Annotated in this window: 20 protein-coding genes; 16 read left to right on the plus strand and 4 right to left on the minus strand. The window is 68.0% G+C overall.

Annotation, left to right across the window (positions count from 1 at the left end; translation table 11 throughout):
- Nucleotides 1-18 precede the first annotated feature (18 nt).
- Nucleotides 19-3,462, minus strand: coding sequence for a pyruvate carboxylase (pyc, locus tag AC11WY_RS00145; RefSeq protein WP_482921256.1), 3,444 nt, complete (start codon nt 3,460-3,462; stop codon nt 19-21).
- Nucleotides 3,463-3,684: 222 nt separating this feature from the next.
- Complete coding sequence (locus AC11WY_RS00150) at nt 3,685-4,197, minus strand: hypothetical protein (protein ID WP_482921258.1); 513 nt, start codon at nt 4,195-4,197, stop codon at nt 3,685-3,687.
- 195 nt (nt 4,198-4,392) lie between these two features.
- On the opposite strand from AC11WY_RS00150, the gene AC11WY_RS00155 reads away from it, so the two are divergent.
- Nucleotides 4,393-6,753 (plus strand): ATP-dependent helicase, encoded by a 2,361-nt coding sequence (locus AC11WY_RS00155; RefSeq protein ID WP_482921260.1) that lies wholly within the window; start codon nt 4,393-4,395, stop codon nt 6,751-6,753.
- On the opposite strand, the gene AC11WY_RS00160 is transcribed toward AC11WY_RS00155, so the two are convergent.
- On the minus strand, nt 6,750-7,901 hold the full coding sequence (locus tag AC11WY_RS00160; RefSeq protein WP_482921262.1) for a benzoate/H(+) symporter BenE family transporter: 1,152 nt from the start codon (nt 7,899-7,901) through the stop codon (nt 6,750-6,752). The genes AC11WY_RS00155 and AC11WY_RS00160 overlap by 4 nt on opposite strands.
- 388 nt (nt 7,902-8,289) lie before the next feature.
- Nucleotides 8,290-8,508 (minus strand): DUF1127 domain-containing protein, encoded by a 219-nt coding sequence (locus tag AC11WY_RS00165; protein ID WP_482921264.1) that lies wholly within the window; start codon nt 8,506-8,508, stop codon nt 8,290-8,292.
- Between the two features lie 250 nt (nt 8,509-8,758).
- On the opposite strand from AC11WY_RS00165, the gene AC11WY_RS00170 reads away from it, so the two are divergent.
- From AC11WY_RS00170 to AC11WY_RS00240, 15 genes are all read left to right on the plus strand, one after another.
- Entirely contained in the window at nt 8,759-9,841 is a 1,083-nt protein-coding gene (locus AC11WY_RS00170; RefSeq protein ID WP_482921266.1) for an Mrp/NBP35 family ATP-binding protein, read from the plus strand.
- Between the two features lie 627 nt (nt 9,842-10,468).
- Nucleotides 10,469-10,975 (plus strand): division/cell wall cluster transcriptional repressor MraZ, encoded by a 507-nt coding sequence (locus AC11WY_RS00175; RefSeq protein ID WP_482921268.1) that lies wholly within the window; start codon nt 10,469-10,471, stop codon nt 10,973-10,975.
- On the plus strand, nt 10,975-11,979 hold the full coding sequence (gene rsmH, locus AC11WY_RS00180; protein ID WP_482921270.1) for a 16S rRNA (cytosine(1402)-N(4))-methyltransferase RsmH: 1,005 nt from the start codon (nt 10,975-10,977) through the stop codon (nt 11,977-11,979). Before AC11WY_RS00175 ends, rsmH begins: the two co-directional genes overlap by 1 nt.
- Nucleotide 11,980: 1 nt before the next feature.
- Complete coding sequence (gene ftsL, locus AC11WY_RS00185) at nt 11,981-12,427, plus strand: cell division protein FtsL (RefSeq protein ID WP_482921272.1); 447 nt, start codon at nt 11,981-11,983, stop codon at nt 12,425-12,427.
- Nucleotides 12,424-14,205 carry a peptidoglycan D,D-transpeptidase FtsI family protein gene (locus AC11WY_RS00190; RefSeq protein WP_482921274.1) on the plus strand — a complete coding sequence of 594 codons (1,782 nt, stop codon included), beginning with the start codon at nt 12,424-12,426 and terminating at the stop codon, nt 14,203-14,205. The genes ftsL and AC11WY_RS00190 overlap by 4 nt, the downstream gene beginning before the upstream one ends.
- Before the next feature lie 15 nt (nt 14,206-14,220).
- Nucleotides 14,221-15,729 (plus strand): UDP-N-acetylmuramoyl-L-alanyl-D-glutamate--2,6-diaminopimelate ligase, encoded by a 1,509-nt coding sequence (locus AC11WY_RS00195; protein ID WP_482921276.1) that lies wholly within the window; start codon nt 14,221-14,223, stop codon nt 15,727-15,729.
- On the plus strand, nt 15,726-17,174 hold the full coding sequence (locus AC11WY_RS00200; RefSeq protein ID WP_482921278.1) for a UDP-N-acetylmuramoyl-tripeptide--D-alanyl-D-alanine ligase: 1,449 nt from the start codon (nt 15,726-15,728) through the stop codon (nt 17,172-17,174). The genes AC11WY_RS00195 and AC11WY_RS00200 overlap by 4 nt, the downstream gene beginning before the upstream one ends.
- Entirely contained in the window at nt 17,175-18,257 is a 1,083-nt protein-coding gene (gene mraY / locus AC11WY_RS00205; RefSeq protein ID WP_482921280.1) for a phospho-N-acetylmuramoyl-pentapeptide-transferase, read from the plus strand.
- A 252-nt stretch (nt 18,258-18,509) separates the two neighbouring features.
- Entirely contained in the window at nt 18,510-19,913 is a 1,404-nt protein-coding gene (gene murD / locus AC11WY_RS00210; protein ID WP_482921282.1) for a UDP-N-acetylmuramoyl-L-alanine--D-glutamate ligase, read from the plus strand.
- 126 nt (nt 19,914-20,039) lie between these two features.
- Entirely contained in the window at nt 20,040-20,429 is a 390-nt protein-coding gene (locus tag AC11WY_RS00215; protein ID WP_482921284.1) for a DoxX family protein, read from the plus strand.
- Nucleotides 20,430-20,547: 118 nt separating this feature from the next.
- The gene (locus tag AC11WY_RS00220; RefSeq protein ID WP_482921286.1) at nt 20,548-21,711 is read left to right on the plus strand and encodes a peptidoglycan glycosyltransferase FtsW; all 1,164 of its coding nucleotides are present in this window, start codon (nt 20,548-20,550) and stop codon (nt 21,709-21,711) included.
- Nucleotides 21,711-22,823, plus strand: a complete 1,113-nt coding sequence (locus AC11WY_RS00225; RefSeq protein WP_482921288.1) for a UDP-N-acetylglucosamine--N-acetylmuramyl-(pentapeptide) pyrophosphoryl-undecaprenol N-acetylglucosamine transferase — start codon at nt 21,711-21,713, stop codon at nt 22,821-22,823. The genes AC11WY_RS00220 and AC11WY_RS00225 overlap by 1 nt, the downstream gene beginning before the upstream one ends.
- On the plus strand, nt 22,820-24,235 hold the full coding sequence (gene murC, locus AC11WY_RS00230) for a UDP-N-acetylmuramate--L-alanine ligase (protein WP_482921290.1): 1,416 nt from the start codon (nt 22,820-22,822) through the stop codon (nt 24,233-24,235). Before AC11WY_RS00225 ends, murC begins: the two co-directional genes overlap by 4 nt.
- A complete protein-coding gene (locus AC11WY_RS00235; protein WP_482921292.1) occupies nt 24,232-24,501 on the plus strand; it encodes a DUF2484 family protein in 270 nt (89 codons plus the stop codon). Before murC ends, AC11WY_RS00235 begins: the two co-directional genes overlap by 4 nt.
- Nucleotides 24,498-24,764, plus strand: a complete 267-nt coding sequence (locus AC11WY_RS00240; RefSeq protein ID WP_482921294.1) for a DUF2484 family protein — start codon at nt 24,498-24,500, stop codon at nt 24,762-24,764. Before AC11WY_RS00235 ends, AC11WY_RS00240 begins: the two co-directional genes overlap by 4 nt.
- Nucleotides 24,765-24,776 lie beyond the last annotated feature (12 nt).

Raw genomic sequence — 24,776 nt, forward strand, 5'->3', positions numbered from 1 at the left:
AACGAAGGGCTAACGCGCCTACTCGAACTCGACCAGCAGATCCTTGGCGTCGACCTGCGCGCCGGGATGCACCAGCACCGCCTTCACCACCGCTTCGCGGTCGGCGTGGATGCCGGTTTCCATCTTCATCGCCTCGATGGTCAGCAAGAGATCGCCCGCCGCCACCTTCTGCCCCGCCGTCACCCCGACCGAGGCGATCACGCCCGGCATTGGCGCGCCGACATGGGCCGGGTTGCCGTCCTGCGCCTTGGGCTTGGCGGCGGTCTGCGCCTTGATCAGGCGGTTCGGCACCCGGATCACGCGGGGCTGGCCGTTCAGTTCGAAGAACAGCTTGACCTCGCCATCCTCGCCGGTCTCGCCGATCGCCTGCAACCGCACCTCCAGCGTCTTGCCGGGGTCGATCTCGATCGCGATCTCTTCGCCCGGCGCCATGCCGTAGAAGAAGGTGCGGGTCGGCAGGGTGCGCACCGGGCCGTAGGTTCTGTGGCGACCCATGTAGTCGAGGAAGACCTTGGGATACATCAGGTAGCCGTTCAGGTCTTCATCATCGACCCGGAAGCCCAGAAGATCGTTCGACACCTGCGCCCGCACCGCTTCCAGATCGACCGGGGCAAGATGCTTGCCGGGGCGGTCGGTTAGCGGCCCCTCGCCCTTCAGCACCTTGGCCTGAATGGCGGCGGGCCAGCCCCCCGGCGGCTGGCCGAGGTTGCCGCGCAGCATGTCCACCACCGAGTCGGGGAAGGCGACCTCGACCGCCGGGTCTTCGACCTGCGCGCGGGTCAGGTTCTGCGCCACCATCATCAGCGCCATGTCGCCCACCACCTTGGACGAGGGCGTGACCTTGACGATGTCACCGAACATGCGGTTGACGTCGGCATAGGTCTGCGCGACCTCGTGCCAGCGTTCCTCCAGCCCAAGCGAACGGGCCTGCGCCTTGAGGTTGGTGAACTGGCCGCCCGGCATTTCGTGCAGGTAAACCTCGGACGCCGGGGCGGGCAGGCCGCTTTCAAACGCCGCGTATTGCCCGCGCACCTGTTCCCAGTAGTTCGACAGCCGCCGGATCGCGCCGATGTCCAGCCCGGTATCGCGCGGCGTGTTGCGCAGCGCCTCGACGATGGAGCCGAGGCAAGGCTGCGAGGTGCCGCCCGAGAAGGCATCCATCGCCGCATCCACCGCATCGACTCCGGCGTCGGCGGCGGCCAGGATCGTGGCGCCCGCGATGCCCGAGGTGTCATGGGTGTGGAAATGGATCGGCAGCCCGATCTCTTCCTTCAGCGCCTTGATCAGCACTTTCGCGGCGGCGGGCTTCAAAAGCCCCGCCATATCCTTCAGCCCCAGGACGTGGGCGCCCGCGGCCCGCAATTCCTTGCCCATGCTGACGTAATACTTCAGGTCGTATTTCGCGCGGTTGGGATCAAGCAGGTCGCCGGTGTAGCAGATCGAGCCCTCGCAGACCTTGTTCGCCTCGATTACCGCGTCCATCGCGACGCGCATGTTCTCGACCCAGTTCAGGCTGTCGAAGACGCGGAACACATCGACGCCGGTCCTGGCGGCCTGCGCCACGAAAGCCTGCACCACGTTGTCGGGGTAGTTGGTGTAGCCGACGCCGTTGGAGGCGCGCAGCAGCATCTGCGTCATCACGTTGGGCAGCCGTTCGCGGATGTCGCGCAGGCGCTGCCAAGGGCATTCCTGCAAGAAGCGGTAGGCCACATCAAAGGTGGCGCCGCCCCAGCATTCGACCGAGAACAGCCCCGGCAGGTTGGCGGCATAGGCGGGCGTCGCGTGGATCATGTCGATCGACCGCATCCGGGTGGCGAGCAGCGATTGGTGGCCGTCGCGCATCGTGGTGTCGGTCAGCAAGAGCTTGGTCTGCGCGGCCATCCAGTCGGCAACCGCCTGCGGCCCCTTCTGCTCCAGCAGGTTGCGGGTGCCGTAGGCTGGGGTTTCCGTGGTCAATGCAGGCGGCTTGGGCGCCTTCGCCTCGGCGTGCGGCTTCGCGCGGCCCGCTGTCTCGGGGTGGCCGTTCACGGTGATGTCGGCGATGTAGGTCAGGATCTTGGTCGCCCGGTCGCGGCGCTTCTTGAAGGTGAAGAGCGCCGGTGTCGTGTCGATGAACTTGGTCGTGTAGGTGTCGTTCAGGAACGTCGGGTGTTTCAGCAGGTTCTCGACGAAGGCGATGTTGGTCGACACGCCCCGGATGCGGAACTCGCGCAGCGCACGGTCCATCCGGGCGATCGCCTGTTCGGGCGTCTGCGCCCAGGCGGTGACCTTCACCAGCAGCGAGTCGTAGTAGCGCGTGATGACCGACCCGGAATAGGCGGTGCCACCGTCCAGCCGGATCCCCATGCCGGTGGCCGAGCGGTAGGTGTTGATGCGGCCGTAGTCGGGGATGAAGTTGTTCTGTGGGTCTTCCGTCGTCACGCGGCATTGCAGCGCGTGGCCGTAAAGTCGCACGCCGGATTGGTCGGGCACGCCGGTCGCCTCGGCCACCGTCTTGCCCTCGGCAATCAGGATTTGCGCCCGCACGATGTCGATGCCCGTCACCTGTTCGGTGACGGTGTGTTCGACCTGAACGCGCGGGTTGACCTCGATGAAGTAGAACTTCTCGTCGTCCATATCCATCAGGAACTCGACCGTTCCCGCGTTCTGGTAGCCGACGGCATTGCCGATCTTGAGGCCAAGCGCGCAGACCTCGGCCCGCTGCGCCTCGGTCAGGTAGGGCGCGGGCGCGCGTTCGACCACCTTCTGGTTGCGGCGCTGCACGGTGCAATCGCGTTCATAAAGATGGTAGAGGTTGCCATAGGCGTCGCCCATCAGCTGCACTTCGACGTGGCGGGCGCGCAGGATCATCTTTTCCAGATAACCCTCGCCGTTGCCGAAAGCGGCCTCAGCCTCGCGGCGACCCTCGCGCACCTTGTCGGCGAGTTCGTCGGGGCCGTTGATCGGCCGCATCCCGCGCCCGCCGCCGCCCCAACTGGCCTTCAGCATCAAGGGATAACCGACTGCGTCGGCCATCCGGTGCACCTCGGCCATGTCATCGCCCAGCACCTCTGTGGCCGGGATCACCGGCACCCCGGCCTTGATCGCCACCCGCCGCGCGCTGGCCTTGTCGCCAAGGGCGCGCATGGTGTCGGCGCGCGGCCCGATGAAGGTCAGCCCGGCGGCTGTCACCGCCTCGACGAAATCGGGGTTTTCCGACAGCAGGCCATAGCCCGGATGGATCGCATCCGCGCCCGACATCTTGGCGACCCGGATGATTTCGGGGATGCTCAAGTAGGCGGCCACCGGACCCAGCCCCTCGCCGATCCGGTAGGCCTCGTCGGCCTTGAAGCGGTGGAGGCTGAGCTTGTCCTCCTCGGCGTAGACGGCGACAGTCTTCTTGCCCAGTTCGTTGGCGGCGCGCATCACGCGGATGGCGATCTCGCCCCGGTTGGCAATCAGGATCTTGCGAAAGCCGGCCATGCGTTTCCCCCGCGGAATGGTCGAAAAGACCGGCTCACTCTAGGGGTGCTGCGGTGCAGCGCAAGAGGCTCCGATCGCGGGCGTGAAAGTTTTGCGACGCGCGGCGGCGCGGCGACAGCGGCACCGCCGGTTGGTGATCGCGCGCGCCGGAAAGGTTGGGAACACTGCGAGCACGGCTGTGCGATCCGGGGCCGACCGCACGCCGTCCAGCCTTGGAGCGGATCAGAGGTTTGTCAGCGTGTTGGACCCGTCAACGGGCGACCAGCACCAGACCTGGCCCTCGAACCCGTCGATCTTGCCATAGGGGACATCGCCGAACAGCGGCGGGTGCTGCGGGGCGTTCGAGGCGTAGACCTTGGCACCGCTGAGTTTCGCCATCGCGCTGCAAAACAGGTTGCCGTCCGGTTTGCCATAGCGGTTGGGGCCGGTGAAGCTGACCACGCTGCAGGCCACGATGTAGATTTCGTCGACCTTCCCCGCGAGTTGCGAAAACAGCGGAAGCTCCTGGAACCAGATTCCCCTGCCGATGCCGATATAGGCGGTATCGCCGTGGCTGTTGAACACGACGGCCTTGAGCCTGCCGCCGGGCGCCGAGTCGGCAACGCAGCGCGTCCAGCCGAGGATGTGGCCCGCTTCGGTGTCGGTCGCCACCTTCCACGAGTTCCACATCTTGTAGTCGGGGCCGGTGTTCTTTTCGGCATTCAGCGCCATGGACGGCTGCGCCAGGGTAATCATGGCTGTCTCCCAACAAATTTCGGAAAGTCCGCGATTTCAGGAATGACGTCCCGGCGGATAATCTGCGGCCGGTCTGCGGCATGCTACGACCGTTGCGCCCGGATTTCAATCGCGGCCGGTGCCGGGCCGGGAATCGCGCGAACAATCTGAGAACAATTCTTTAACTCGCAGCGGAACCGCGATAGATTGCCACCCATGAACAGCCATGACGAACACGACGCCTTCGAGGCCGCTGCCCATGTGCCGCTGTCCGCGCGCGCGATGGCCGCGCGCCCGGCGCCCTATCTGGACGGCCTCAACCCCGCGCAGCGCGCGGCGGTGGAGGCGCTGGATGGCCCGGTGCTGATGCTGGCGGGCGCGGGCACCGGCAAGACCAAGGCGCTGACCGCGCGCATCGCGCATCTGCTGACCACCGGGCGGGCGCGGCCGAACGAAATCCTTGCCGTGACCTTCACCAACAAGGCCGCCCGCGCGATGAAGGATCGGGTCGGGATGCTGCTGGGCGCCACGGTGGAGGGGATGCCCTGGATGGGCACCTTCCACTCGATCTCGGTGAAGATGCTGCGGCGGCACGCCGAACTGGTCGGGCTGAAGTCGTCGTTCACCATTCTGGATACCGACGACCAGATCCGGCTGATGAAGCAGGTGATCGCCGCCGCCGACATCGACGAAAAGCGCTGGCCCGCGCGGCAACTGGCCGGGATCATCGACCAGTGGAAGAACCGCGCCTGGACGCCGGAGAAGGTGCCGTCGTCCGAATCCGCCGCCTTCAACAACCGCGGCACCGAGCTTTATGCCGCCTATCAGGATCGGCTGCGCACCCTGAACGCGACCGATTTCGGCGACCTTCTGTTGCACATGGTCACGATCTTTCAGGCCCACCCCGACGTGCTGGCACAGTATCAGCGCTGGCTGCGCTACATCCTGGTGGACGAATATCAGGATACCAACGTCGCCCAGTACCTCTGGCTGCGGCTCTTGGCGCAACAGCACCGCAACATCTGCTGCGTCGGTGACGATGACCAGTCGATCTATGGCTGGCGCGGCGCCGAGGTGGGCAACATCCTGCGCTTCGAGAAGGATTTTCCCGGCGCGCAGGTGATCCGGCTGGAACAGAACTACCGGTCCACCCCGCACATCCTCGGCGCCGCTTCGGGCGTGATCGCGGCCAATGCCGGGCGGCTGGGCAAGACGCTGTGGACCGACCTGCACGAGGGCGAGAAGGTCCGCCTGATCGGCCACTGGGACGGCGAGGAAGAGGCGCGCTGGATCGGCGAGGAGGTCGAGCGGCTGGCCAGGGGGCCGCGCGGCGTCGAACCCATCTCGCTCGACGGCATGGCGATTCTGGTGCGCGCCAGCCACCAGATGCGGGCGTTCGAGGATCGGTTCCTGACCATCGGCCTGCCCTACCGCGTGATCGGCGGGCCACGGTTCTACGAACGCCTCGAGATTCGCGACGCGATGGCCTACTTCCGCCTCGCCGTCAGCCCCGACGACGATCTGGCCTTCGAGCGAGTGGTGAACACCCCCAAGCGCGGTCTGGGCGACAAGGCGCAGCAGACGATGCAGATGGCCGCCCGCCAGCACGGAACCACCCTGTTCGAGGGCGCGCGCATCCTGCTGGCGGATGGCGGCATCACCGGCAAGGGCGCCGGGCAGTTGCGCGCGCTGCTCGACGGCATCGCCCGCTGGCACGCCGTCACGCTGCGCACCGGGCACAACCATATCGAGCTCGCCGAGGCGATCCTGGAGGAGTCCGGCTACACCGCGATGTGGCAGCAGGACAAGACGCCCGAGGCGCCGGGGCGGCTGGAGAACCTGAAGGAACTGGTCAAGGCGCTGGAGCAGTTCGAGAACCTGCAGGGCTTCCTCGAACACGTCGCGCTGATCATGGACAACGACACCGAGGAACAGGGCGCCAAGGTTACCATCATGACCCTGCACGCCGCCAAGGGCCTCGAATTCCCCGCCGTCTTCCTGCCGGGCTGGGAGGACGGGCTGTTCCCCAGCCAGCGCAGCATGGACGAAAGCGGGCTGAAGGGGCTGGAGGAGGAACGGCGGCTGGCCTACGTCGGCATCACGCGGGCGGAACGGGTCTGCACGATTTCCTTCGCCGCGAACCGGCGGGTCTATGGCCAGTGGCAATCGGCGCTGCCCTCGCGGTTCATCGACGAACTGCCCGAGGAGCATGTCGAGGTGCTGACGCCGCCCGGCCTTTACGGCGGCGGCTACGGCGCGGTGGGCATGGCGTCCAGCATCGAGCAGCGCGCGGCCCGCGCCGATGTCTACAACTCGCCGGGCTGGAAGCGGTTGCAGGACCGCGCGGCAACCCGGCCGGTCAGCCAGCCGCGCGAGAGCCGGGCCCCGGTGATCGACCTTCAGGCGGTGTCGGCCTTCACGACGGGCGACCGGGTGTTCCACACCAAGTTCGGCTATGGCACCGTCACCGGAATCGAGGGTGACAAGCTCGACGTGGACTTCGACAAGGCCGGGCCGAAGAAGATCGTGGCCCGCTTCGTGGTGCCCGCCGACCGCGCCGACGACATCCCGTTCTAACGCCTCAGCCGCGCCGCCAGCAGATCGCCCATGTGCAACGTCAGGCCCGCGATCAGCCCCCAGAACGCGCCGCCGATTCCCAGCGCGCTGACGCCCGAGGCGGCAACGATCATTGTGGCCGCCGCACTGAACCGCCGCGCCGGGTCGGCGAAGGCCAACCCGACCGCGCCCAGCATCGGGTTGATCAGCGCCAGCCCCGCAATGGTGGCGATCAGCGTGGGCGGCACGGCGTGAATGCCCGCCAGAATCACCGGCCCGAATACCCCCAGCAGCGTCCACCACCCGGCGTAGGCGAGGCCCACCCGCCAGCGCCGCCGCGGATCGGGGTCGACATCCTCGCCCAGACAGATCGCGGCGGTGATCGCGGCCATGTTCAGGGTATGCGCGCCGAACAGGGCGCCCAGCGCCGAAAGCCCGCCCGTGACAGTCAGCGCCTTGCGCACCGGCGGGGCATAGCCCGCGCCCTGCAACACCGCGAACCCCGGCAGGTTCTGCGAGGCCATGGTGACAAGGTAAAGCGGCAGCCCAAGGCCGATCAGCGCGCCTGCGCTCCATTCCGGCAGGGTGAGATGCAGGGCGGGCAGGGCGGCCGCCACCTGGGGCAACGGAACGCCCGCGCCGAAGGTCAGCGCCACACCGGTCGCCAATGCGGCAAGCACCGCATAGGCGGGATTGACCAGCCGCACCAGCGCGAACACCGCGACCACTGGCAGCAGGAGCGCGGGCCGCGCCGCCGCGTTGGTCGGCACCGCAAGGCAGAATGGCAGCAGAACGCCCGCGAGCATGCCCGCCGCCAGCGCCGAGGGTAGCGCCCCGATCAGCCGCCCGAACGGACGGATCAGGCCGGTCAGCACGATCAGTGCGGCGGTCAGCAGGAAGGCCCCGACGGCCTCGGGCATCGTCAGCCCGTGCGAGGCCGCGATCAGCGCGGCACCCGGCGTGGACCACGCGAGGATCACCGGAATCCGGGTCCAGAGGCAGAGCGCGGCGGTGCCGATTGCCGTGACAAGGCAGATCGCCAGCACCCAGCTGGCCGTTTGCGCCGGGTCGGCGCCAACGGACGAGGCCGCCGAGAGGATCAGCGCGATCGTGCTGCCGTAGCCCACCAGCGCCGCGACGCCCGCCGCCGAAATTGCCGAAAACCGCACTGCACGCACCCCGGGATACCCTGCGGGACGCTAGCCGGGCCGCTGCCGGGCAACAAGTCGGGGGCTGAAATGAAAAACGGCGACGCCCAGGGAGGAGGAGGGGCGCCGCCGCAAAGTTACGATCAGCCCAGGGAGGAGGAGAGGGCCTTTCGTCAGAAACGGGGCAAAACCCCGGGTAGATGCGGCGGCGACGCTCAGGGAGGAGGAGGAGCGCCGCCGCCTGGTCACGACCGGCCCAGGGAGGAGGTTGGGCCTTTCGCGTCTCGGGTGGGTCGGACCTTGCGGCCCGGACCCGGAAGAAAAGGGCGGCGACATCAGGGAGGAGGAAGATGCCGCCGCCAGATAAAGAAGACCCAGGGAGGAGGAGAGGGCCTTCCAGATCGAATTCTTACTTGGCGTTCGCCGCTTCGATGGCCACGCGCCGGATCAGGGCGCGGTGAATGCCAAGGTCGGTCAGTTCCCGGTCCGACAGGACGCTCAGTTCCGCCACCGTCTGACGGTAGACCCGGCGGCGCGCGGCGCCTTCGCTGTAGACGCGCACCAGTGCGGTGACACGGTCACGAAGGCCGAAGCCTGCGGCGCGGGTGGTGGTGTTCAGATATGCCATTTCATATGCCTCGGTCGTTTCTGCTGCGGACGGTGTCCGTCTGCTGTTGTCGCTAACATACCCCGATGCTGCATCTGCACAATGGACCAAATGGTCAACGCTGCCATGCGGCAAATGCATAACCTGTGCTGACCTATTATTCAGCGGAATTCACCACCTTGCCCAATCCTTGATCGTTTGGTCAAGCGGGTCTTGCGCTCCGCCCGAAACACGACATGGTATGCCGCCGGAGTGGGCGAAGGAGAAAGCCATGTCTGTGACGCGCGAGGCCGTGCTGGCCGAACTGAGGCGTCTGACGTTGCCGGGCGGCGGCGATCTGGTGTCGCACGACATGGTGCGGGCGCTGATGATCGACGGCGGCGCGGTGCGATTCGTGATCGAGGCACCCGACCCGGATACGGCGCGCAAGCTCGACCCGATCGCGAAGGCGGCCGAGGATCTGGTGCGCCGGATGCCCGGCGTCACCGCGGCCAGCGTGATCCTGACCGCGCATGGCCCGGCGCAAAAGGCGCCACAGCAACCACCGCCGCAACTGAAGATCGGTGGCCACGCGACGCCGCAGGAGGGCGGGCCGCAGCGCGTGACGGGGGTGGACCGCATCCTGGCGATCGCCTCGGGCAAGGGCGGGGTGGGCAAGTCCACGGTGGCCTCGAACCTCGCCGTGGCGCTGGCCCGGCAGGGCCGCCGCGTCGGCCTGCTGGATGCCGACATCTACGGCCCCTCGCAGCCGCGCATGATGGGGGTGACGACCCGACCCGAGGCGCCGGACGGCAAGACGATCATTCCGCCGGTCGCGCATGGCGTGACGATGATGTCGCTCGGCCTCTTGCTGAAAGAGGATCAGGCGGTGATCTGGCGCGGCCCGATGCTGATGGGCGCGCTGCAGCAACTGCTGACCCAGGTCGCCTGGGGCAAGCTGGACGTGCTGATCATCGACCTGCCGCCCGGCACCGGCGACGTGCAACTGACGCTGGGCCAGCGCACGCAGGTGACCGGGGCGATCATCGTCTCGACCCCGCAGGACATCGCTCTGCTGGACGCCCGCAAGGCGATCAACATGTTCCAGACGCTGAAGACGCCGATCCTCGGGCTGATCGAGAACATGTCGTCCTACATCTGCCCGAACTGCGGCCATGAAGAGCATATCTTCGGCCACGGCGGCGTTGCGGCCGAGGCCAGGAAACTCGGCGTGCCGCTGCTGGGGGAGATTCCGCTCAATATCGACGTGCGCGTCGCGGGTGATGCGGGGGTTCCGATCGCCACCGGCGACGGTCCGATCGCCGAGGCCTATGCCAGGATCGCCCAGCGACTGGTGTCGGGCGGCATGGCCTGATCCCGTTCGGACAGCGTTCTTTCTGTCGGGTTCTCTGTGATGCAAGACGCCACTCGGTCGCCGGGGCGGTTTCTTGCCTCACGGACCGAATCACTTGCCTGTGAAGGGCCGTGATTCGGCCGCGCTTGCCGCCCATGGCCCTCGATTTCCGCTGATTTCCCGGCTGGGCGGCGCGACAGGCTGAAACTCCGGGATTTCATCCCACCAGCGCCATCCGGCCGCGGCCTCCAAATCTGGTATCGGCTGTCGCGCATTCCGCTAGGGATTGATCCCTTGGCCACAAAATCTTGCAACCACGTCTGGTTCAAAACAACAATTGGTATCAAGTGGGATAAAATCCCTTTGCCAGGCATGAAATTCCATGTCATCAAGAATGCAAGATGAGGACGGGCAGAACAGGGGCGGCAAGACCCCAAGCGTGAGGCAGGTTCATACGGGCCCCCACCCACATCGATACGGAAAAGATCCGGCGCGCGGGCGAGCAGACATCCCCCCAGGTGGCACGCGCAGCCGGTCATACCCAGCGATGGGAAGAGGGCGGCGGTTCGAGCAATGGCAGCAGCTCGACCGCCGTTTTCAATTCCAGCGTCGGCAAACGAGACAGACGGTGGCAAGGAGCGCGGTCGCGTGACGCGCAGGTTTCTCGGAATACATCCCGGAAAGGTGGACCCAAAGGGCCGGGTCTCGATTCCGTTCAAGTTCCGCAGGGTGCTTGAAGCGGATGATCCCGATTTTCCGTCCACCGGAAAGGCCACCCTTTGCATCGCCCACGGCCATCCGGACCGCCCTTATCTTGAAGGCTTCTCGGTGCAGTCGCTCGACGAGTTGCACAACCGGATCGACGCGCTGCCCTCGAACCATCCGCACAAGAACATGCTGGTCGATCTTTACTATTCCCGGGTCGAGGAATTCTCGGTCGATGACGCGGGCCGGATCGTGCTGCCGCAGAACCGGCGCGACATGATCGGGCTGGTCGAGGATGCGGTGTTCGTCGCCAAGGGCAACCGCTTCGAAATCTGGCCGCCCGCGCCCTATCACGCGCGCCGCGCCGCGCCGACCGATGCCTACCTGGCCGCGCAGGGCGACGACTTCGACCCGCTCAGCGTGATCGACGCACCCTTCGGAGGGCTGTGATGGCGGTCGCGGCGCACCCCATCGACCCCTCCGCCCCCCACGTTCCGGCCCTGCTCGGCCCCTTGCTGGCGGTCGTGGCACCGGTTTCCGGGGTCTGGCTCGATGGCACCTTCGGCGCGGGCGGCTATGCGCGCGGACTGCTGGAAGCGGGCGCGACGACGGTGATCGGCATCGACCGCGACCCGCTGGCCTTCGAGATGGCCGCCGACTGGGCCGGGGCTTACGGCGACCGGTTGCGGCTGGTGGAAGGCACGTTTTCCAACCTCGACACGCTGGCGGGCGAACAGCTTGACGGGGTCGTGCTCGATCTTGGCGTGTCGTCGATGCAGCTTGACCGACCGGAACGCGGGTTCTCGTTCCTGCGCGACGGCCCTCTTGACATGCGGATGAGCCAGTCCGGCCCGACCGCCGCCGAGCTGGTCAATGGCGCATCGGAGGCGATGCTGGCCGACATCCTTTACAACTACGGCGAGGAACGCGCCTCGCGCCGCATCGCGCGCGCCATCGGGGCGGCGCGCAAGGTGGTGCCGATCGTCACCACGCTGCAACTGGCCGAGATCGTCGCGGGCTGCCTGCCGCGCCCGAAGCCGGGCCAGAGCCACCCCGCCACCCGCAGCTTTCAGGCGATCCGTATCGCGGTGAACGCCGAGTTCGACGAACTGGTGAACGGGCTGGAGGCCGCCGAACGCGCACTGAAGCCGGGCGGGCGGCTGGCGGTGGTGACGTTCCACTCGCTGGAGGACCGCATCGTCAAGCGGTTCCTGCAACTCCGCTCGGGGCGCGAGGCGAATGCCAACCGCTATGCCCCCGAAAAGCCTGTGACGGATGCGCAGTTCCGCCTGCTGACCCGGCAGGCGGTGGCGCCGGATGCCGATGAAATGGCGCGCAACCCGCGCGCCCGGTCTGCCAAACTGCGCGCCGCAGAGCGGACCGAGGCTCCGGCCGGGGCTGTGGACCGCTCTGCCATCGGCCTGCCCGTGCTCGACCCGAAAGGACGGCCCTGACATGCGCCCACTGCTCTATGTCCTTTCTGCGCTGGCCGTGATGGGCCTCGCGTTCTGGGCCTACCGGCAGAACTACGCCACGCAGGACTCGCTCAAAGAGGTCGCGAGCCTCCAACGCGAAATCGGCCAATTGCACGAGGCGTTGGGGATGCAGCAGGCCGAATGGGCCTACGAGAACCGCCCGACGCGGCTGCGCGAGTTGGCGATGCTGAACTTCGACAAGCTCGATCTGTTGCCGATGACGCCCGAGCAGTTCGGCGACATCGCGGGGATCGCGCTGCCGCAACCGGTGGCGGCCGACGCGCCGCTGACGATCACCAATACGGTCGAAACCTCGGCGACGGTGAAAACCCCGCCGAAGGCGCCGCAAAAGGCGCCGCAAAAGGGGGCGCAGAAGCCCGTGCAGGTGCCCGTGCAGACGCCCGTGCAGATGGGGATGACGCCATGATCCGGACTCCGCTGCGCCCGCTGGCCCGTATTCTCACCGCCCGTGCCAAGGGCGAGAACCCCGACGCGATCGAGCGCGAAAACATCCGCCTGCGGCACGAGGAGATGCGCGACAGTTCACGCGATCAGGCCGAGGGGCGGCTGTTGATGCTGGGGCTGTTCTTCTTCGCGGCGTTCACGCTGGTGGGCGCGCGGATGGGACTGATGGCCGCCTCGCCGCCCAGCGAGCCGCAGGTTGCGTCGTCCGGCCCCTCGATCACCGCGCAGCGCGCCGATATCGTCGACCGCAACGGCCGAGTGCTGGCCACCAACCTGGCCACCTATTCGCTTTACGCCCAGCCGCACGACATGATCGATCCGGCCAAGGTCGCAAAGTCGCTGGTGAAGATATTCCCCGACCTCGACGAGACGCGGCTGGTGAAGGACTTTTCCGGCGATCGCACCTTCGTCTGGATCAAGAAGACCCTCTCGCCCGAGCAGATGCAGGCGGTGCACGACATCGGCGACCCCGGCCTGCTGTTCGGCCCGCGCGAGATGCGGCTTTATCCCAACGGGCGGCTGGCCGCGCATATCCTTGGCGGTGCGGGCTTTGGCCGCGAGGGCGTCGATTCCGCGGAGGTGATCGGCGTCGCGGGGGTCGAGAAGCAATACGACACCTGGCTGCGCGATCCCGCCAACGCCGGGCAACCGCTGCAACTGTCGATCGACCTCACCGTGCAGGCGGCAACGCGCGAAGTGCTCGACGCCGGGATGCACATGATGAACGCCAAGGGCGCGGCGGCGATCCTGATGGATGCCCACACCGGCGAGATTCTGTCGATGGTCTCGTTGCCCGACTTCGACCCGAACGACCGCCCGGCACCGCTGGTCAAGGGCGACGCGGCCGACAGCCCGCTGTTCAACCGCGCGGTGCAGGGGCTTTACGAACTCGGATCGACCTTCAAGGTCTTCGACGTGGGGCAGGCGCTCGACCTCGGGCTGATCACGCCGCAGACGATCATCGACACCCGGGGTCCGCTGATCTGGGGCAAGTTCAAGATCCACGACTTCCACAATTACGGCGACAAGCTTTCCGTGTCGGACGTGATCCGCGAAAGCTCCAACATCGGTGCGGCCCGGATCGCCACGCTGTTCGGGGGGGACAAGCAGAAGCCGTTCCTGAAAGCGCTGGGATTGCTTGACCCGTCGCCGGTGGAACTGGTCGAGGCGCCGGGGGTGCGGCCGCAGTTTCCGGCGAACTGGTCGGACCTCTCGACGATGACCATCGCCTACGGCCACGGCATCTCGGTCTCGCCGCTGCATCTGTGCACGGCTTACGCCTCGATGCTGAACGGCGGCATTCGGGTCTACCCGACGCTGATCAAGACCGATGCGCCCAAGACCGGCCCCCGCGTCATCTCGGCGGCGACATCGGACAAGCTGCGCACCATGCTGCGCTACGTCGTCACCAGCGGCACCGCGTCCTACGGCGACGTCAAGGGCTACGACGTGGGCGGCAAGACCGGCACCGCCGACAAGCCCGACCCGAAGGGTGGCTATTCCAACGACAAGGTGATCTCGACCTTCGCATCGGTGTTTCCGGCCCATGATCCGAAATACGTGCTGATCGTCACGCTGGATGAACCCTCTGACAACACCGGCAAAGACCCCCGGCGCACCGCGGGCTACACGGCGGTGCCGGTTGCGGCCGAGATCATCCGCCGCGACGCGCCGCTGCTGGGCCTGCGCCCCGAGATTGTGCCCGATCCGCAGAATGCGATAACACTCGCGCGCAACTGACGAGGTGGGTGGCGCTTGGAACATCGTAACGACAGCACGGGCGAGGCGCGGCGACTGACGCTGGCGGCGCTTGGCCTGACCGCGCGGGGCGGGCGCGAGGTCGGGGTGACGGGCCTTGCCGTCGACAGCCGCGAGGTGCGCGCCGGGATGCTGTTCGCCGCGCTGCCGGGCAGCACGGTGCATGGCGCGGCCCATATCGCGGCGGCGCTGGAGCGCGGGGCGGTGGCCGTGCTGACCGATCCCGAGGGGGCCGGGCTGGCGGCGCAGGCGCTGGCCGGGTCTAACGCCGCGCTGGTGGTGGTCGAAGAGCCGCGCGCGGCGCTGGCGCAGGCGGCGGCGCTGTGGTTCGGCGCACAACCCGCCACGATGGTCGCCGTCACCGGCACCAACGGCAAGACCTCGGTCGCCACCTTCACCCGGCAAATCTGGTCGGCGCTCGGCCATGCCGCGATCAACGTCGGCACGACGGGCATCGAGGGCGCGTGGGAGGCGCCGCTGCATCACACCACGCCCGACCCGATCACGCTGCATCGCGCGCTGGCCGAAGCGGCGGCGGCGGGCGTGACCCATGCCGCGATGGAGGCGTCATCGCACGGGTTGGACCAACGTCGGCTGGACGGGGTGCGGCTGAAGGCGGCGGGGTTCACCAACTTCACCCAGGACCACCTTGACTATCACAAGACCTTCGCCGCGTACTTCGCTGCAAAGGCTGGTCTTTTCACCCGCGTTCTGCCGGATGACGGCACCGCCGTGGTGAATTTGAACGACCCGAAAGGGGCGGAATTTGCCGCTTTGGCGCGGGCGCGGGGGCAAAACGTGCTCAGCGTCGGCCACGCCGAGGGCTGCGACCTGCGCATCCTTGGCCAGCGCTTCGACGCGCAGGGGCAAGAGCTGCGATTTGTCTGGAAAGGACAAGTCCGGCAAGTGCGGTTGGCCCTGATCGGAGGGTTTCAGGCCGAAAATGTGCTGGCCGCCACGGGCCTTGCCATCGCCTCGGGCAGCCCTCCGGCGGATGTGTTCGGCGTGCTTGGCCGGTTGACGACCGTGCGCGGCCGGATGCAACTGGCCGCAACCCGCGCCAACGGGGCGGCGGTGTTCGTCGATTATGCCCATACCCCCGACGCGGTGGAAACCGCGCTGACGGCGCTGCGCCCGCATGTGCTGGGGCGGCTGGTCATCGTCTTCGGCGCGGGCGGCGACCGCGACCGGACCAAGCGCCCGCTGATGGGTGCGGCGGCGGCGGCCCATGCCGATGTGCAGATCGTCACCGATGACAACCCCCGCAGCGAAGACCCCGTCAGCATCCGCGCCGCGATTCTGGCCGCCTGTCCGGGCGCGCAAGAGGTGGGCGACCGGGCCGAGGCGATCCTGCGCGGCATCGCGGCGCTGGGGCCGGGCGATGCGCTGCTGATCGCGGGCAAGGGCCATGAAAGCGGGCAGACGGTGGGCGGCACGGTCTATCCGTTCGATGACGTGGAACAGGCGAGCCTTGCCGTGGCGGCGCTGGACGGGGGCCGGGCATGACCGCGCTCTGGACCTCGGCCGAAGCCGCCGCCGCGACGGGGGGCCGGGCGACGCGGGCGTTCGCGGTGTCCGGCGTCTCGATCGACACCCGCACGCTGGACGAGGGCGACCTGTTCGTGGCGTTGAAGGACGTGCGCGATGGCCACGACTTCGTGGCGCAGGCGCTGGCGATGGGGGCCGCCGCCGCGCTGGTTTCGCGCATCCCCGAGGGCGTGGCCGCCGATGCGCCGCTCTTGATCGTGCCGGACGTGCTGGCCGCCCTTGGCGTGCTTGGCGCGGCGGCCCGTGCCCGCTGCAAGGCGAGGGTGGTGGCCGTCACCGGGTCGGTCGGCAAGACTTCGACGAAAGAGATGCTGCGCGCCGTGCTGGGCGGGCAGGGCCGCGTTCACGCCGCCGAGGCGAGCTACAACAACCACTGGGGCGTGCCGCTGACGCTGGCGCGGATGCCGGTTTCCGCCGAATACGCGGTGATCGAGATCGGCATGAACCATCCCGGCGAGATCGCGCCGCTGGCACGGCTGGCGCGCCCGCACGTGGCGATGATCACGACAGTTGCCGCCGCCCACCTTGAAGCGTTTGAAAGCATTGACGGGATCGCACGGGAAAAGGCTGCCGTCATCGCCGGGCTTGAACCCGGCGGGGTGGCCGTGCTGAACGCCGACTTGGCCACCACGCCGATCCTGATCGCCGCCGCCGAGGCCGCGGGCGCCCGGATCATCACCTTCGGCGCCGCGGCGACGGCCGATTTTCGCCTGCGCGAGGTGCAGGTGACGCGCGACACCACCGTGGTGCAGGCCGAGGCGGCAGGCCGGGCGCTGCTGTTCAAGATCGGCTCGGCCGGGCGGCACTTCGCGATGAACGCGCTGGGTGTGCTGGCGGTGGCCGAGGCGCTGGGGCTCGACCTCGGGCTGGCGGCGATCGACATCGGCCATTGGCGGCCGCCCGAGGGGCGTGGCGCACGCGAGCGGATCGTGCTCGATCTCGTCAACGAGACGGTGGCCTTCGATCTGATCGACGACGCCTTCAACGCCAACCCGGCCTCGATGGCGGCGGCGCTTGACGTGCTGGGCGGGGCCGAGCCGACGCATGGCGTCGGGCGCGTCGCCGAGGGTCGGCGCATCGCCATTCTGGGCGACATGCTGGAGCTTGGGCCCGACGAGCTGGCTTTGCACCGCGCCATTGCGGCCCATCCGGCGCTGCCGAAAATAGCGCAGATTCATTGTGTTGGCCCCCGGATGCGGGCGCTGTGGGAGGTCTTGCCGCGGCGCCAGCGCGGGCTCTGGACCGACACCGGCGCCGAGATGGTGGCCGAGGCGCGCCATCTGGTCGATGCGGGCGATGTCGTGCTCGTGAAAGGCTCGAAGGGGATCAAGGTCAGCCGCGTGGTTGACGCCCTGCGCAATTTGGGGCAAGCGGCCGCTACCGCACGCCGGAGGACGGAATAGATGCTGTATTGGCTGAGCCAGTTGTCCGAGGGCGGCGGGATCTTGAACCTGTTCCGCTACATCACCTTCCGGTCGGGCGGGGCGTTCTTCACGGCGCTGATCTTCGGCTTCGTTTTCGGGCGGCCGCTGATCGACTTCCTGCGCGCGCGCCAGAAGAAGGGCCAGCCGATCCGCGAGGACGGGCCGCAGACCCATTTCGTCAAGGCGGGCACGCCGACGATGGGGGGCGTGCTGATCCTGGGCGCGCTCCTCGTCTCGACGCTGCTCTGGGCGCGGTTGGACAACGTCTATGTCTGGCTGACGCTGTTCGTGACGCTGGGCTTCGGGCTGATCGGCTTTGCCGACGACTGGAAGAAGGTGACCAAGCAGAACACCAAGGGCGTGTCGAGCCGGGTGCGGTTCCTGCTGGGTCTCCTGATCGCGGCGATTGCGGGCTATGTGGCGACGCATGCGCAGCCGACCGAATTCACCAACACGCTGGCCGTGCCGTTCCTGAAGAACGTCTTGATCCATATGGGGTTTTTCTACATTCCCTTCGCCATGATCGTGATCGTCGGCGCCGCCAATGCGGTGAACCTGACCGACGGGCTCGACGGGCTGGCGATCATGCCGGTGATGATCGCGGCGGCCACACTGGGGGTGATCGCCTATGTGGTCGGGAACTACAACTATGCGGGCTATCTGGACCTGCACTTCGTGCCGGGCACCGGCGAGTTGCTGATCTTCGTGTCCGCCCTGATCGGCGGCGGGCTGGGGTTCCTGTGGTACAACGCGCCACCGGCGGCGGTGTTCATGGGCGATACCGGGTCGCTGGCCCTGGGCGGCGCGCTGGGGGTGATCTCGGTGGCGATCAAGCACGAGATCGTGCTGGCGATCGTCGGCGGGCTGTTCGTGGTCGAGGCGATGAGCGTGATCATCCAGGTGCTTTACTTCAAGCGGACCGGCAAGCGGGTGTTCCTGATGGCGCCGATCCACCATCACTTCGAGAAGAAGGGCTGGGCCGAACCGCAGATCGTGATCCGGTTCTGGATCATCTCGCTGATCCTCGCGTTGATCGGGCTGGCGACCTTGAAGTTGCGGTGAACGGGGTTGGCGCCGGGCCCGGCCCGGCGAAAGCCGGGGGTTTCACACCCCCGGACCCCCGTGGGATATTTGCAGACCGAAAATGGGGGCGCGGCGCCGACCCCGCGGTTTGGCGGCAAGCCATTTCGGTTGCCAGAAAATCGGGGCGCCGAAAAAGCACCGAAAAAGCACCGACGCCGAACCGACGCCCGCCGCTTGCGGAAGGCGGCGGGGGCGGGGCACTGTGACCGCCGACAAGCGGGAGGGTGACACATGATTCCGATGCAGGGCTACGAGGGGCGCAAGGTTGCCGTGCTGGGGCTGGGCCGCTCGGGGCTGGCCACCGCGCGGGCGCTGGCGGCGGGCGGGGCCGAGGCGCTGCTGTGGGATGACAGCCCCGAGGCGCGCGCCAAGGCCGAGGTGGCGGGGCTGCGGCTGACCGACCTGACGCGGGATCGCGCGCTCGAGGGCGTGGCGGCGCTGGTGGTGTCGCCCGGCATCCCGCATCTTTACCCCGCGCCGCACAAGGTGATCGCGCGCGCGCTGGAGCTTGGGGTGCCGGTGGACAATGACATCGGGTTGTTCTTCCGGTCCTGGGCGACGGCCGACTGGGACCAGTTCGAGCAGGTGCCGAAGGTCGTGGCGGTGACCGGGTCGAACGGAAAATCGACCACGACGGCGCTGATCCACCACATTCTGGAGGTCGCGGGGCGGCCGACGCAGGTGGGCGGCAACATCGGGCGCGGAGTGTTCGATCTGGACCCGGCGCAGGATGGCGAGGTGGTGGTGCTGGAACTGTCGTCCTACCAGACCGACCTTGCCCGCGCGCTGACGCCGGATGTGGCGGTGTTCACCAACCTGTCGCCCGATCATCTGGACCGGCACGGCGGTATCGGCGGCTATTTCGCGGCCAAGCGGCGGCTGTTCGCCGAGGGCGGGCCGGACCGCGCGGTGATCGGGGTGGACGAGGTGGAGGGGCGGTATCTGGCCAACCAGCTTTCGGAAGGCATCGGCGATGACCGGGTGATCCGGGTGTCGTCCGGCCAGAAGCTGGACGAGGCGGGCTGGTCGGTCTTTGCGCGCAAGGGGTTTCTGGCGGAGTGGCGGCGCGGCAAGCAGGTCGCCTCGGTCGATCTGCGCGAGGTGAAGGGGTTGCCGGGCGCGCACAACCACCAGAACGCCTGCGCCGCCTATGCGGTGCTGCGGACGTTCGGGGTGGCGCCGAAGGTGATCGAGCAGGCGTTCCACTCGTTTGAAGGCTTGCCGCACCGCAGCCAGCTGGTGGGCGAGCGGGGCGGGGTACGGTTCGTCAACGACAGCAAGGCGACCAACGTCGACAGCGCGGCGAAGGCCTTGCAGGCGTTCCCGAAGATCCGCTGGATCGCCGGGGGACTGGGCAAGGAGGGCGGCATCGGCGGGCTGGTGCCGTTCCTTGACTCGGTGGTGAAGGCCTACCTGATCGGCCATTCGGCGCGCGAGTTCGCGTTGCAGATCGGCCAGACGCCGCACGAGATCTGCGAGACGATGGAGCGCGCGGTAGCGCGGGCGGCGGCCGAGGCGCAGCCGGGCGAGACCGTGCTGCTGGCCCCGGCGGCGGCAAGCTTCGACCAGTATCCGAACTTCGAGAAGCGGGGCGAGGATTTCACCGCGCGGGTGAAGGCGATCATCGCGGGGTGAGGCGCCACCCAACAGCGGCAAGGTGATCCGGGGGCCGCGCACAGGCGATGTGCGGTGGCGGTGAATTGCCCAAATGGTGCGGATTGGCGATCCTGACGGGGTAAGTTCCTCAGGAAAGGGCATGACATGACGATGGGTGCGACGGCGGAAACGGGCAACGCGGCAACGGTGGCGATCTGGGTGCTGCGCGTGCTGGTGGCGGCGCTGTTCTTCTTTGCGGCCTACATGAAGCTGAGCGGGCAGCCGCAGATGGTGGACGAGTTCAACATGGTCGGGCTTGGCCAGTGGTTCCGCATTTTCACCGGGCTGGTCGAAGTGGCGGGCGCCGTCCTGCTGCTGATCCCGGCGCTGTCGGTGGTCGGGGCAGTGATCCTGCTGGGCGTCGATGCGGGCGCTTTCGTGGCGCAGTTGACCGCGATCCACATGGACGTGGTGCATACCTTCGTCATCGCGGCGGTGATTGCCCTGGTGATCTACTTGCAGCGCGGGCAGCTTCGCGCCCTGCTCGGCCGCTGATCGCGGGGCCGCGGCGGGATGGTGCCGCCGCTTGGCTTTTTCCTAGCCAGGCGGCGCCGTCTGGGATAATCTGCCGATCAGACCCGGACAACCGGGCGAACAGGCAGAGCGGTATCCGATGACAGAGATGGTGTTTGGCGCCGCGCCCGCGCGGGCGGGCGATCCTATCCTTCCCCGCTGGTGGCGCACCGTGGACCGCTGGTCGCTGGCCTGCATCCTGTTGCTGGTCGGCCTCGGGCTGCTGCTGGGCCTTGCGGCCTCGGTGCCGTTGGCCACGCGCAACGGGCTGCCGCCGTTCCACTATGTCGAGCGGCAGGCGCTGTTCAGCGGTCTGGGGATGATCGCGATGTTCCTGACCTCGCTCTTGTCGCCCGACGTGGTGCGGCGGCTGGGGGTCACCGGGTTTCTGGTGACCTTCGTCGCGCTGGCGCTGCTGCCGTTCCTCGGTTCGGACTTCGGCAAGGGCGCCGTGCGCTGGTATTCGCTGGGCTTCATCTCGGTGCAGCCGTCCGAGTTTCTCAAGCCCGGCTTCGTCGTGCTTTGCGCCTGGCTGATGGCCGCGAGCCAGGAGATCAACGGCCCGCCGGGCAAGCTGGCCTCGTTCGCGGTGGCGATCGTGGTGGTGGGATTCCTTGCCATGCAGCCGGACTTCGGGCAGGCGGCGCTGGTGCTCTTTGCCTGGGGCGTGATCTATTTCATCGCCGGGGCGCCGATCCTGCTGCTGGTCGGCGTGGCCGGCATGGTCGCCTCGGGCGGGGTCGCGGCCTATACCTATTCGGACCACTTCGCCAAGCGGATCGACGGTTACATGTCGGCCGACATCGACCCGCGCACCCAGGTTGGTTATGCCGTCAACGCGATTCAGGAGGGCGGCTTTCTGGGCGTCGGCGTCGGCGAGGGCCAGGTGAAATGGCAACTGCCGGACGCCCATACCGACTTCATCATCGCGGTGGCGGCCGAGGAATACGGGCTCTTGATGGTGCTCTTCATCCTTGGGCTTTACACCACCATCGTAGTGCGGGCGCTGACCCGGCTGATGCGGGAACGGGATCCGTTCATCCGGCTGGCGGGCAGCGGGCTGGCCTGCATCTTTGGCGTGCAGGCGCTGGTGAACACCTCGGTGGCGGTGCGGCTGTTGCCGGCCAAGGGGATGACGCTGCCGTTCGTCAGTTATGGCGGCTCGTCGTTGATCGCCACCGGGATCACCGTGGGGATGCTGCTGGCGCTGACGCGGACCCGGCCGCAGGGCGAAATCGGCGCCTTCTTCAAGCGGAGCCTCTGATGGCGGGCGGTGCGGCATCCGGGCGCCTGCTGCTGATCGCGGCGGGCGGCACCGGCGGGCACATGTTCCCCGCGCAGGCGCTGGCCGAGGCCATGGTGCGGCGCGGCTGGCGGGTGCGGCTGTCGACCGATGCGCGCGGCGCGCGCTATGCGGGCGGCTTTCCGCATGTGGTGCAGGTGGTGCAGGTGCCTTCGGCCACCTTCGCCCGCGGGGGGATTGTCGCGCGTGCCGGGGTTCCGTTTCGCATTCTGGGCGGTGTGATGGGGGCGATGCGGGCAATGCTGCGCGATCCGCCTGCCGTTGTGGTGGGCTTTGGCGGCTATCCGACGATCCCGGCTTTGGCGGCGGCGGTGCTGATCGGGCGGCCGCGCATGATCCACGAACAGAACGGCATTCTGGGCAAGGTGAACACAAGGTTTGCCAGCCGTGTGAATGCCATCGCCTGCGGCACCTGGCCGACCGCCTTGCCGGAAGGCGTGAAAGGCACTCACACCGGCAACCCGGTGCGCGGCGCGGTGCTGGACCGGGCCGGGGCGGCCTATATCCCGCCGGGCGATTACCCGATGAGCCTTGTGGTGATCGGCGGCAGTCAGGGCGCGCGCATCCTGTCGGACGTGGTGCCCGCCGCGGTGGCGGCGCTGCCCGAAGCGCTGAAGGCCAACCTGCGCGTGGCCCATCAGGCCCGCGACGAGGACCGCGAGCGCGTCACCGCCGCCTATGCCGAAGCCGGGATCGACGCCGAGGTGCAGCCGTTCTTTGCCGATATTCCGCGCCGGTTGAGCGAGGCGCAACTGGTCATCAGCCGCTCTGGCGCCTCATCCGTTGCCGATATCAGCGTGATCGGCCGCCCCTCGATCCTGATCCCCTATGCCGCTGCGACCGGCGATCACCAGAGCGCCAACGCGCGCGGGCTGGTCGATGCCGGTGCGGCGATCCTGATCCCCGAATCCGCGCTCGATCCGGCCAGCCTGTCCACGCAGATCGCGACCGTCCTTGGTCACCCCGAAGGTGCGGCGCGGATGGCGGTGGCCGCGCTGTCCTGTGGCCGCCCCGACGCCACCGAACGGCTGGTCGAGATGGTCGAGCGCCTTGCAGAGAAAGCGACGCCATGAGCGCAGCGACCAAACTTCCGGGCGAACTCGGACCCATCCACTTCGTCGGCATCGGCGGCATCGGCATGTCGGGCATCGCCGAGGTGCTGATGACGCTGGGCTACCGGGTGCAGGGGTCCGACGCGCGGGCGTCGAAGATCACCGAACGGCTGGTCTCGCTGGGCGCGACCTTCTTTGAAGGCCAGGCGGCGGCGAATATCGGCGAGGCGGCGGTGGTGGTGATCTCCTCCGCGATCAAGAAAGGCAACCCCGAGCTGGAAGAGGCGCGGCGGCGCAAGCTGCCGGTGGTGCGCCGGGCCGAGATGCTGGCCGAACTGATGCGGCTGAAATCGAACATCGCCATCGCGGGCACGCATGGCAAGACCACCACCACCACGATGGTGGCGACGCTGCTGGACAAGGGCGGCTTCGACCCCACCGTGATCAACGGCGGCATCATCCACGCCTACGGATCGAACGCGCGGGCCGGGGCGGGCGAGTGGATGGTGGTCGAGGCCGACGAGTCGGACGGTTCGTTCAACCGGCTGCCCGCCACCATCGCAGTGGTGACCAACATCGACCCCGAACACATGGAGCACTGGCACACCTTCGAGGCGCTGCGGCAGGGCTTCACCGATTTCGTCTCGAACGTGCCGTTCTACGGGCTGGCGGTCTGCTGCACCGACCACCCCGAGGTGCAGGCGCTGGTCGGCCGCGTCACCGACCGCCGCATCGCCACCTTCGGCTTCAACGCGCAGGCCGACGTGCGCGCGCTGAAGCTGCGCTATGAGAACGGCACCGCGCATTTCGACGTCGCCCTGCAGGGCGAGGGGCGGGACGAGCAGGGCCAGGTCAGCCTGATCGAGGGTTGCACCCTGCCGATGCCGGGCGATCACAACGTCTCGAACGCGCTGGGCGCCATCGCCGTGGCCCGCCATCTGGGCATGAAGAAAGACGAGATCCGCGAGGCGCTGGCAGCCTTCGGCGGCGTCAACCGGCGCTTCACCAAGGTGGCCGAGGTGAACGGCGTCACCATCATCGACGATTACGGCCACCACCCGGTGGAGATTGCGGCGGTGCTGAAGGCGGCGCGGCAGGCGACCAAGGGGCGCGTCATCGCCGTGCACCAGCCGCACCGCTACACGCGGCTTCACAACCTGTTCGAGGAGTTCTGCACCTGCTTCAACGAGGCCGACGTGGTGGCGATCGCCGAGGTTTATGCGGCGGGCGAAGACCCGATCCCCGGCGCCTCGCGCGATGATCTGGTCGCCGGGCTGATCGCCCACGGCCACCGCCACGCCCGCGCCATTCTGGACGAGGGCGACCTTGCCCGGCTGGTGAAGGAACAGGCGCGGCCGGGCGACATGGTCGTCTGCCTCGGCGCCGGGTCGATCTCCGGTTGGGCGAACGCGCTGCCGGGGCGGCTGGCATGACGATCTGGCCCGCCCTTGCCGCCATCCTCTGGGTCTTCGTTGCCACCGGCACGGCGATGCTGCCGATGCGCTGGCAAGCCCTGCCGGGGTTGCCACTGCTGGTGCTGGCGCCGGTGGTGATCGTCTGGCTGGGCCGCGCCTACGGGCCCTGGCTGGTGGCGGTGGCGGTGTTCGCCTTCCTGTCGATGTTCCGCCGCCCGCTTTGGTTCCTCAGCCGCCGCGCGCTGGGCCTGCCGGTTGAACGCCCGGACCGGGGGCGCCGATGACGCTGTCGCTGATCCTCGCCTGCCTCTGGGCGCTGCTCGCCACCGGCATCGCCATGACCTCGGGCCGCTGGCACTGGCCCGCCGCCTATGCGCTGATCGCGGTGGGCATCCCGCTGGTGGGCTTTGTCACCTTGCAGAACGGGCCGGTGGTCGGCCTCTTCGTGCTGGCGGGTGGCGTGTCGATGCTGCGCTGGCCGGTGCGGTTCTTCGCCCGCTGGCTGGCGCGGCAGGTGCGTCGGCGGGGGGACACTGCGGGCGAATGACGCGCGGGGCTT

The sequence above is a fragment of the Solirhodobacter sp. genome (assembly GCF_964715405.1).